Origin of the sequence: Flavobacterium sp. (assembly GCF_043779715.1) — a bacterium.
GTDB lineage: Bacteria > Bacteroidota > Bacteroidia > Flavobacteriales > Flavobacteriaceae > Flavobacterium.
Genome location: NZ_JAYWDT010000022.1, coordinates 1 through 10,902, shown reverse-complemented (window position 1 = coordinate 10,902; position 10,902 = coordinate 1). Strand labels below are relative to the sequence as shown.

The window sequence follows — 10,902 nt, the reverse complement described above, 5'->3', positions numbered from 1 at the left end:
CATCATTTTATTAATGAAGCAGCTTTTTTTAGCTTATATAATTCCAAATATTTTTTTTCTTAGATATTTCTATAAATACTTTTCGTAAAGTTTGATGTTCGGGTTTTTCCATAGGAGCATCATCTTTTAGTAATTGTAAAGCATAATTTCGAGCCAATAGTAATATGTCTTTGTCACGAACTAAATCGGCAATTTGTAAATTTAGGACACCACTTTGTTGTTTGCCCATAATATCACCAGGACCGCGGAGTTTGAGATCTACTTCGGCAATTTCGAAACCATCATTTGTAGCAACCATTGTTTCCATTCTGGTTTTAGAATCGGCACCAATTTTGTGAGAAGTCATTAATATACAATAACTTTGGTCGGCGCCACGACCTACACGACCACGCAATTGATGCAGTTGCGACAAGCCAAAACGTTCGGCACTTTCTACAATCATGACACTAGCGTTAGGAATATTTACGCCAACTTCAATCACTGTTGTAGCGACCATAATATTGGTTTTTCCTTCGGCAAAACGTTTCATTTCTGCATCTTTATCTGCGGATTTCATTTTTCCATGAAGGATAGAAATCGCATATTTTGGCAATGGAAAATCACGTGAAATACTTTCGTATCCGTCCATCAAATCTTTAAAATCCATTTTTTCTGATTCTTGAATTAATGGATAAACGATATATATCTGACGGCCTTTTGCGATTTCATCACGAATAAAATGCCAAACTTTCAATCGGTTAGAATCGTAGCGGTGCACGGTTTGTATTAGTTTTCTACCTGGTGGCAATTCATCAATTACCGAAATATCTAAATCGCCATACAAACTCATGGCTAAAGTTCTAGGAATTGGAGTGGCAGTCATGACTAAAACGTGCGGTGGAATCGTATTTTTCTTCCATAATTTAGAGCGTTGTTCTACACCAAAACGATGTTGCTCATCGATAATTGCTAAGCCTAAATTTTTGAATTGTACTTTATCTTCCAACAAAGCATGTGTGCCAATTAAAATATCTAAGCTTCCGTTTTCGAGTTCTTCATGAATGATTTTTCTAGCTTTGGTATTACTAGAACCCGTGAGTATTTTTATATTAATATTTAAATCCTTAGCTAATTCTGAAAGTCCTATAAAATGTTGATTGGCTAAAATTTCTGTTGGCGCCATTAAACAAGCCTGGAAACCATTATCTAAAGCCAAAAGCATACTCATAAAAGCCACAATAGTTTTTCCCGAACCAACATCACCTTGTAATAATCGGTTCATTTGAGCAGGATTTCCCATATCATTTCTAATCTCTTTGAGTACTCTTTTTTGAGCATTGGTCAAATCGAAAGGCAAATGATTATTAAAAAATTCAGTAAAATAAGTTCCTACTTTATCAAATGGAAAACCTTTTATTTTGTGTTTTCGGATTAAGTTTTTGGTAATTAATTGCAATTGAATAAAAAATAATTCTTCAAATTTCAATCTAAATTGGGCTCTGGCCAAAGCTTCTGCATTCTTTGGAAAATGAATATTAATTAGCGCCTCTTTTTTAGAAATTAACTTTAATTCTCCTATTAAATAACTTGGTAATGTTTCCGAAAATAAAGTATGTGTTTCCGAGAACAATTGTTGCATCATTTTGTTTACAACCTTATTTGATACCCCTCTATTTGTCAGTTTTTCGGTACTTGGATACACAGGTTGCATTGCCGAACGTATGCTTTGCTCATGTTCGCTTAACAATTCCATTTCTGGATGCGCCATATTGAATGTATTGTTGAAAGAAGTCGTTTTTCCGAAAATGACGTAAACTACATTGAGTTTTAAACTTTCCTTTACCCATTTTTGCCCTTGAAACCAAACCAATTCCATTTGTCCTGTATCATCGATAAAAGTAGCAACCAATCGGCTTTTTCCTTTGGCAAATTCAACAGTTTTTATATTAATGACTTTACCAATTATTTGAACTTCTGCAGTAGAATTCTGTAATTCATTAATCTTATAATATTTGGTTCGGTCTAAATATCTATTTGGATAAAAATTAATTAAATCTCCGTATTTATAAATGCCCAACTCTTTGCGTAACAAATCCCCACGTTGCGGACCAACGCCTTTTAGATATTCTATGGGAGTTTCGAAGAGATTATTCATATTTAATTTCAATGGCAATTATCAATTTCAATAACAAGGTTTAATTTAAAATTTTAAATTCGAACCATATAAGGCATATAAATTCATATAAGATTCTTAAATGGACTTATATGTCTTATATGGTTTAAAAAATCAATATTATTTGTTGCATAAAGCGAAGATAAAATATAATTTTTTTAATCTATGAAAATCCGTGAAATCTGTGGCAAAAACCTATTTCGGAATCAAATCACAATACCAAAATCCGAAATCGAAAGCATCGGAACTACTAGTATCACAAGCCGTATTAGAAGATTCTTGTTTTGGTTTTTCGTATTTTCTGTAAACAATTTCTCCGATTTCAAATTCGATAGGTTTTTTAAAGATTGGTCCATCGAATGTAAAAGTATGAAACTCTCCATTTTCTCCACAAACATCAACATCAGCTGGTAAATCGGCAATAAATTGTGCATCGATAATTCGACCAACGAAGCTTTTGTCAAGATTTTTCTCATTAACACAAACTACAATAGTTTTGAAACCCAAATCTAAAAATTCCTGAATTAAATCTTTCGTTGGAATTTTCCATAACGGAAAAATAGCTTCTAGTTGCATTTCGGCTAATTTTTCTTCCCGATATTTTCGCAAATCTTCTAGAAAAATATCTCCAAAAATAGAATGTGTTACTCCTTTTTCTTTAAATTTTGTTAATGTTTCTCGCATCACTTCTTCATAATCTTCCATGCTAGGCATTTCGGGAATTTCCATAATATGAAGCGGTGAACCAATGCTTTCAGCTTGTTGTTCTAACAATTCAGTACGAACACCATGCATCGAAATGCGATTGTATTTTTTATTAACACTGGTAAGCAACGAAACAATTTCTATTTCCGAATTTTGTAAAGTTTTATATAACGCCAAGGCAGAATCTTTTCCGCTACTCCAATTAAAAATGGCTTTCTTTTTCACAATTTTTTATTTGAGTGTAAACTTACTAAAAAGTCAGAAATTCCTTTGTATTTTTGAACTTTAGATTCAAATAATATACCATATTCCTATAAAAAAATAAAAAGTATCTACATATGAAATATATTCTTCTTTTATTTTCCGTATTTTCTTTTGCACAACAAACGCAAAAAGTCGATTTTATAAAATGCAATGCTAGTTTATATCCAAACAACGAAACCAAATCTATTAGCGGAATGATTTCCTATGATTTTAATGTAAAATCTCCTATCGATACTATTAGAATTGATTGCAAAAACATGGTTTTTTATAATGTAATTATTAACGGAAAATCAGTTGAATATAAAAATAATAATAAAGAATTGTTACTTTTTGAGGGTTTTAAAAAAGGCAATAATCGATTAAATTTCAGTTATTATGCAACACCAAAACAAACACTTTATTTCAATGGAGAAAATGAAGGACTTCAGATCTGGACGCAAGGTCAAGGGAAATATACAAGTAATTGGTTGCCTAGTTTTGATGATGTAAATGAGAAAATAATTTTTAATTTGACTGTGGTTTTCGATTCTGATTATCAAGTGATTTCTAATGGAAAATTGATACAAAATACCGAAAATAAATATTTGAAATCTTGGCATTACCAAATGCAAAAACCAATGTCTTCTTATTTAGTGATGATTGCTATTGGGAAATTTGAAAAACAAGTTCTAAATTCGAAATCAGGAATTGTTTTAGAACAATATTTAAAATCAGAAGACAAGGATAAATTTGCATCAACATATAAGTATTCAAAGGAAATATTCGATTTTTTTGAAACTGAAATAGGAGTGAAGTATCCTTGGGAAATATACAAACAAGTTCCTGTAAACGATTTTTTGTATGCCGGAATGGAAAACACATCGGCAACTATTTTCTCACAAGATTTTGTGGTTGATGATATAGGTTTCAATGATAGAAATTATATTAATGTTAACGCACATGAGTTGGCGCATCAATGGTTTGGTGACATGATTACTGCAAAATCTGGCAAAGATCATTGGTTGCAGGAGGGATTTGCAAGTTATTATGCACTTTTGGCAGAAAAGAAAGTTTTTGGAGAAGATCATTTTAATTACGAATTATTAAAAATGGCTGAAGAACTAAAAGAAGCCAGCAAAACCGATACCATTCCAATCCTAAATGAAAAAGCCAGTTCACTTTCTTTTTATAAAAAAGGCGCTTGGGCTTTGCATGTTTTAAAAGAAGGAGTTGGAGAGAAAAACTTCCAAAAAGCAGTAAAAAATTATCTAAATAAATACAAATTTAAAAATGTGACTACCGATGATTTTTTGGCTGAAATAAAAAAAGTTTCTAATTATGATGTAGTTAATTTTAAGAAAAATTGGCTCGAAAAATCAGGTTTCAATGTTACTGAAGCGATTATTGTTTTAAGCAAAAATAAATTTATAAAACAGTATTTAGATTTACAAAAAAACGAGAATATCCCGTTTGCAGAAAAGAAAACTCAGTTTGAAAACATATTAAAATCAGATACATTTTATCCCATCAAACAAGAAGTAATACATCAATTAGCAGTTATTTCTTTCGATGAGAAAAAGGAATTAATACAAATAGCAATGAAAAGTAGTGATGTGAATATCCGTCAAGCTGTTGCTGAAACAATACCGAAGATTCCTTTAGAATTCAAACAACAATATGAAAGTTTTTTAGACGATAAATCTTATGCAACAAGAGAAATAGCATTGCAAAATTTGTGGGCACAATTTCCTGAAAACCGAACAATATTACTAGAAAAATCGAAAGATTGGCAAGGAAGAAACGATAAAAATCTTCGTATAATTTGGCTCACATTAGCTTTGGGAACTAAGGAATATGAACCAACCAAAAAAGCCGAATTATATAATGAAATTGTAAATTATGCTTCAACTAGTTTTGATAGTTCGATTAGGCAAAATGCCTTAGAAATTTTAATTAAAATAAATCCTTCGGACGAAAGAGTTTTACAATCTTTAGTAAATGCTACAACGCATCACAAATGGCAGTTTGTCAAATTTGGAAAAGAAACCATTCGTGCGATGCTTAAAAAAGAAGAATTCAGAAAGCTTTTTAATGATTTATTACCGAAACTAACTGAAAGAGAAAAGGTTAGTTTGTTTGTTCTTTTAAGTGAGAAATAAGGTGTTAATTTTTACGCAACCATATTTAAAATTACCCATCTATTAAGTATAAACAAAACTAAATAGACTATTATGATTAAATTTAAAATTCTCGCCGCCTTATTATTTTCAGCCTTATTATTCTTAAGTTGTAATCCAAATGATGACGTCTCTCATAACAATTCAAATACTGAATTTTCTAAAAATTTTGGAGAAGGAGTAGCCCGTGATTTTATCGGTCAAGTTGTAGATGAGCAAAACAATCCCATTAAAAATGCAACAGTTACTATTGGTAATTCTATTGTAAAAACAGATGAAAATGGTGTTTTCCTTATTAATGATGCTTTTGTTTTTAAAAAATTTGCACATATCAAGGTTGCTAAATCAGGTTATATAGATGGTTCTAGATCTATGGTTCCCACTTTGGGGAAAAACAGAGTTACAATAATGTTGACATCGTATAATAGCATTCAATATATTGAATCAGGTGTTCGGTCTGAAGTTTTAATGAGTAATGGAACTAAAATAGTTTTTGACGGAGCATTTCAAGATGAGTATGGAAGATCGTACAAAGGTATTGTTAATGTTTCAGCCTTTCATTTGACTCCATCAGACGATAATTTAAGCAGTTTAATGCCAGGAATGTTATACGCTGAAGACAAAAACGGACAAGAAAAAGTGTTGGAAACGTATGGTATGCTTAATGTTGAGCTGTATGGGAATAACGGCGGTCAAAAACTACAAATTGCCACAGGACACACAGCAGAAATTTCTCTTCAAATTGATGATACACAATTAGCTTCTGCACCTAATACCATTCCGTTATGGCATTTTGATGAAAAAAACGGGTATTGGAAAGAAGAAGGAGTAGCAACCAGACAAGGAAATTTATATGTAGGTAAGGTATCTCATTTTTCATGGTGGAATTGTGATGATCCATTTTCATCAGTTAGTTTGTCACTTACTATTTTAGATATTAATGGAAACCCCTTAGCAGGCATGGGTGTAGGGTTGGTTAGAAATGATAACATATCTGCAACAAGTTACACTGATGAACATGGAAATATTAGTGGCTTAATACCTTCTAATGAAGCTATTGTTATGAATGTTTATGATGATTGCGGAACTATCATTTATACTACAGTTATTGGACCTTTTAGTTCAGATACTACTTTACCCAATGTTGTAGTAACTAATTTTCAGCCTATTATTATTACAGGTAATGTATTGAAATGTAATAATGCAAACGTTACTAACGGATATGTCTATTTTAAAACCCCAAATAGAAGTGTTTTTCAATCAGTTATTAACGGAGGGTTTACCATTAATGCTAGTAATTGTACCTCAATAAATAGTTTTAGCCTTCAGGGTTTTGATTTTGATAGTCATCAACAAACAGAGAATGCCAATTACACATTTACTGGTAATAATATAAATGTAGGAAATTTACAGACCTGTACTGCAATGTATAATTATATAACATGCAAAATAGATAACAATGCGACTATAACCTATATAGAAACAAATGGTTTTAGTGTAATTGCCAGCGGAGGAAATGGTGGTGGAAGATTTAAACTTGAGGCTATTAAGGTTTACGATGCCCCTAATATTCGTATTGAGGCTCCTACAACAAATTTAGGAACATTTAATTCTCCTCCATACGTTATTTCCGGTATTGATTTACCAACTAGATTTATTAATACTCAAATGCCCAATACCTTATCTTTTCATCTGATTAATTATGGAAATGTTGGTGAATTTGTAGATTTGACCGCTAATGGCAGTTTTTATGATACTTTAGGAATACAACACACGATTCAATTAACAGCTCATGTCAAAAGATAGTATTAGATAGGAATAAAAAAAGCCTTCTCAAGTGAGAAGGTTTTTTTATTTATAAAAAGGAAGCCACTTCATCTTTCAAAAACGACAAAGCAATCGTACTCGGAGATTGGCTTTCTAACAAATCTCTCAAAATAGTTTCACGAAGTTTATTTGCAGAATCTACTTTCTCATTCATGTTAGTTTTACGAATATTTTGAATAGTCGTATTTTTTGCAGTTTGAATTAAAGTCCAACATTCGTCACTCACATAAATTTGTTGGGTAATATTGTGCTCATATTCTTGATTAATATGCTCAATAATTAAGCTTTCGTATTGATTTTTATCCGAAGAAAAAGGAGTAATTCTAATTAATAAATTCGAAGGATTGATGCGTTCTAAAAACAAAGCCATACGCTCATAAGCCTGTAAACGCAAAGGCAACGAATCTTTCTGATTTTCTTTTTGTAACAACCAACGACGCGTATTTTGCTGGTCTTTAAAATAAGAATTAAACAAATAATAAGCCACAGCACCAGTAATTATTGATGGTAAAGTATAAGCCAGAATTTCTAATATTTTTGAATTATCCATTTTTATTGATATTGATTTTTGACATTAACATTGAAATTGATTTTTGAAATTGACATTTCTTCTGCAAATAAACTTAAAAAAATAATTGTAATACAACTTTTCTAAACGTATTTTTGTTGTTCATGAGAAAACCTTAGAAACTCAGTAACTTACAACCTTTGCCACTTTAAATATTATGCAAAAATACATCAGCCAACTTAACGAAGCACAACAAGCACCTGTCTTACAAAAAGATGGACCAATGATTGTAATTGCTGGAGCAGGCTCAGGAAAAACACGTGTACTTACAGTAAGAATTGCCAATTTGATGAGTCAAGGTGTCGATGCTTTTAATATTCTCGCGCTCACATTTACTAACAAAGCAGCACGTGAAATGAAAAAACGTATTTCCGATATTGTAGGAAATGCCGAAGCTAAAAACCTTTGGATGGGAACTTTTCACTCCGTTTTTGCAAGAATTCTTCGTTCGGAAGCAGATAAATTAGGTTATCCAAGTAATTTTACGATTTATGATGCACAAGATTCGGTACGATTAATCGGTGCTATTATCAAAGAAATGCAATTAGACAAAGATATTTACAAGCCAAAACAGGTTTTTAGTAAAATATCGTCTTATAAAAACAGTTTAATTACTGTAAAAGCTTACTTCAATAATCCAGAATTGCAAGAGTCTGATGCGATGGCAAAAAAGCCTCGTTTAGGCGAAATTTACCAGAATTATGTCGAAAGATGTTTTAAAGCTGGAGCAATGGATTTTGATGATTTATTATTAAAAACCAACGAATTACTAACCCGTTTTCCTGAAGTTTTAATGAAATATCAGGATCGTTTCCGATATATTTTGGTCGATGAGTACCAAGATACAAACCATTCGCAGTATCTAATTGTTCGCGCTTTGTCGGATAGATTTCAAAATATTTGTGTTGTGGGCGACGATGCACAAAGCATTTATGGTTTCCGTGGTGCCAACATTAATAATATTTTAAATTTTCAAAAAGATTACGAAAATGTAAAAATGTTTCGATTGGAACAAAATTACCGTTCCTCAAAAAATATAGTTGAAGCGGCGAATTCTGTTATTGATAAAAATAAAACCAAACTCGATAAAGTAGTTTGGACAGCCAACGATTTTGGTCAAAAAATAAAAGTAAACCGAAGCGTAACCGACAACGATGAAGGACGTTTTGTGGCAGGAGAAATCTGGACGCAAAAAATGACAAATCAGATGACAAACGGTCAGTTTGCCATTTTGTATCGCACCAACGCACAATCTCGTGCTATGGAAGACGCTTTGAGAAAGCGTGATATTCCGTACCGAATTTATGGTGGACTATCTTTCTATCAAAGGAAAGAAATAAAAGATGTGCTGTGTTATTTGCGTTTGGTTATCAATCCAAAAGACGAAGAAGCACTTATTCGTGTTATTAATTATCCAGCTCGTGGAATAGGAGATACAACTGTCGAAAAGCTAACAATTGCAGCCAATCATTACAAACGATCTATTTTTGAAGTGATGGAAGTCATTGATAAAATCGATTTAAAATTAAATTCCGGTACCAAAACAAAGTTGCAAGATTTTGTGACTATGATAAAAAGTTTTCAGGCTATTAATGAAACTCAAGATGCATTTTTTCTTGCCGATCATGTGGCTAAAAAAACAGGATATATTCAGGAACTCAAAAAAGACGGAACACCGGAAGGTATCGCCCGAATTGAAAATATTGAAGAGTTGCTAAACGGTATCAAGGATTTTACCGATGGTCAAGTAGAAGTAGATGGTGCTCGTGGTGCTTTATCCGAGTTTTTAGAAGACGTTGCGCTGGCAACTGATTTAGACAAAGATACTTCCGATGAAGATCGTGTAGCACTAATGACGATTCACTTAGCAAAAGGTTTGGAATTTCCAACGGTTTTTGTCGTAGGAATGGAAGAAGACTTGTTTCCAAGTGCCATGAGTATGAGTACCCGAAGTGAACTCGAAGAAGAACGCCGATTATTTTATGTAGCTTTAACTCGTGCAGAGCATCAGGCGTATTTAACCTATGCGCAATCACGTTATCGTTGGGGAAAACTGACTGATAGTGAGCCTTCGCGATTTATCGAAGAGATAGATGGCGAATATTTAGAATATCTCACGCCACCTGAAACAAATTATAGATACAAACCTCAAATAGATCATGATATTTTTGGTGATGTAGATAAATCGAAACTAAGATTAGCAAAACCTATAACAGGAACGCCACCCAAATATATTACAGATAACGAACCCAAATCCGATATAAATATTCGCAAACTAAAACCTGTTTCAAGTAATTCTGGATCTAGTAATGCAAATTTATTTGATAACAAATTGGTTGCAGGAAATATAGTCATGCATGAACGCTTCGGAAAAGGAGAAATCTTAAATCTTGAAGGCGCTGGTGCTGATAAAAAAGCGGAAATAAAGTTTGAAGTAGGCGGAATTAAAAAATTATTGTTGCGTTTTGCAAAGTTAGATGTGATAGGGTAAATTTATACATTAGTTTTTTAACGAATTAACAATTAAAAAATAAACGAATATGAGTCAATTCATCAAAATATATCCAGACAATCCCAACGAAGCAGCCATCAAAAAAGTAGTTGATGTGCTAAAAAATGGCGGGCTAATCATTTATCCAACCGATACCGTTTATGGTTTGGGTTGCGATATTACCAATACCAAAGCTTTAGAGCGAATCGCAAAAATAAAAGGAATCAAGCTCGAAAAAGCCAATTTCTCTTTTGTTTGTCATGATTTGAGTAATATTTCCGATTATGTAAAGCAAATAGATACTTCGACTTTCAAAATTTTAAAACGAGCTTTACCAGGACCATATACTTTTATTTTGCCAGGAAATAACAGTTTGCCAAAGGAATTCAAAAAGAAAACTACGGTCGGAATACGTGTTCCAGATAATAATATTGCACTAGAAATTGTAAAAATGTTAGGAAATCCTATCGTTTCAACTTCAATTCACGATGAAGACGAAGTTTTAGAATATTCAACCGATCCAGAACTTATTTTCGAAAAATGGCAGAACCTTGTCGATTTGGTCATAGATGGCGGATATGGTGATAACATTGGCTCGACAATTATCGATTTGTCAGGCCATGAACCAGAAGTAATTCGTGAAGGAAAAGGAAGTTTAGATATCTTGTAATACAACGGTCGTTTTGCAGACTAAGTTTTTTCATAAATACAAATAGTTCCTAAATTTAAAATGAGATCG

7 protein-coding genes are annotated in these 10,902 nt (G+C 32.4%); 4 read left to right on the top strand and 3 right to left on the bottom strand.

All coding sequences use genetic code 11. From position 1 onward, the window contains the following. Nucleotides 1-28: 28 nt before the first annotated feature. Together recG and ACH2BG_RS00810 are read right to left on the bottom strand one after the other, a co-directional pair. Nucleotides 29-2,134, bottom strand: a complete 2,106-nt coding sequence (recG, locus tag ACH2BG_RS00815; RefSeq protein ID WP_395045837.1) for an ATP-dependent DNA helicase RecG — start codon at nt 2,132-2,134, stop codon at nt 29-31. A gap of 213 nt (nt 2,135-2,347) precedes the next feature. Further along, the gene (locus tag ACH2BG_RS00810; protein WP_395045836.1) at nt 2,348-3,082 is read right to left on the bottom strand and encodes a diphthine--ammonia ligase; all 735 of its coding nucleotides are present in this window, start codon (nt 3,080-3,082) and stop codon (nt 2,348-2,350) included. A gap of 113 nt (nt 3,083-3,195) precedes the next feature. Here ACH2BG_RS00810 and ACH2BG_RS00805 point away from each other — a divergent pair, with 113 nt between their 5' ends. After that, on the top strand, nt 3,196-5,259 hold the full coding sequence (locus tag ACH2BG_RS00805) for a M1 family metallopeptidase (RefSeq protein WP_395045835.1): 2,064 nt from the start codon (nt 3,196-3,198) through the stop codon (nt 5,257-5,259). A gap of 72 nt (nt 5,260-5,331) precedes the next feature. Continuing rightward, complete coding sequence (locus ACH2BG_RS00800) at nt 5,332-7,083, top strand: carboxypeptidase-like regulatory domain-containing protein (protein ID WP_395045834.1); 1,752 nt, start codon at nt 5,332-5,334, stop codon at nt 7,081-7,083. Between the two features lie 49 nt (nt 7,084-7,132). Here the strand turns inward: ACH2BG_RS00800 and ACH2BG_RS00795 are convergent, their stop codons facing one another. Continuing rightward, nucleotides 7,133-7,654, bottom strand: a complete 522-nt coding sequence (locus tag ACH2BG_RS00795; RefSeq protein ID WP_395045833.1) for a hypothetical protein — start codon at nt 7,652-7,654, stop codon at nt 7,133-7,135. Nucleotides 7,655-7,829: 175 nt separating this feature from the next. On the opposite strand from ACH2BG_RS00795, the gene ACH2BG_RS00790 reads away from it, so the two are divergent. After that, nucleotides 7,830-10,163, top strand: a complete 2,334-nt coding sequence (locus tag ACH2BG_RS00790; RefSeq protein ID WP_395045832.1) for an ATP-dependent helicase — start codon at nt 7,830-7,832, stop codon at nt 10,161-10,163. A gap of 49 nt (nt 10,164-10,212) precedes the next feature. Continuing rightward, nucleotides 10,213-10,833, top strand: coding sequence for an L-threonylcarbamoyladenylate synthase (locus ACH2BG_RS00785; protein WP_395045831.1), 621 nt, complete (start codon nt 10,213-10,215; stop codon nt 10,831-10,833). Nucleotides 10,834-10,902: the final 69 nt, after the last annotated feature.

Coding starts and splice junctions, on each gene's coding strand:
- recG (WP_395045837.1), bottom strand. CDS start 2,134: ATGAATAATCTCTTCGAAACTCCCATAGAATATCTAAAAGGCGTTGGT.
- ACH2BG_RS00805 (WP_395045835.1), top strand. CDS start 3,196: ATGAAATATATTCTTCTTTTATTTTCCGTATTTTCTTTTGCACAACAA.
- ACH2BG_RS00800 (WP_395045834.1), top strand. CDS start 5,332: ATGATTAAATTTAAAATTCTCGCCGCCTTATTATTTTCAGCCTTATTA.
- ACH2BG_RS00795 (WP_395045833.1), bottom strand. CDS start 7,654: ATGGATAATTCAAAAATATTAGAAATTCTGGCTTATACTTTACCATCA.
- ACH2BG_RS00790 (WP_395045832.1), top strand. CDS start 7,830: ATGCAAAAATACATCAGCCAACTTAACGAAGCACAACAAGCACCTGTC.
- ACH2BG_RS00785 (WP_395045831.1), top strand. CDS start 10,213: ATGAGTCAATTCATCAAAATATATCCAGACAATCCCAACGAAGCAGCC.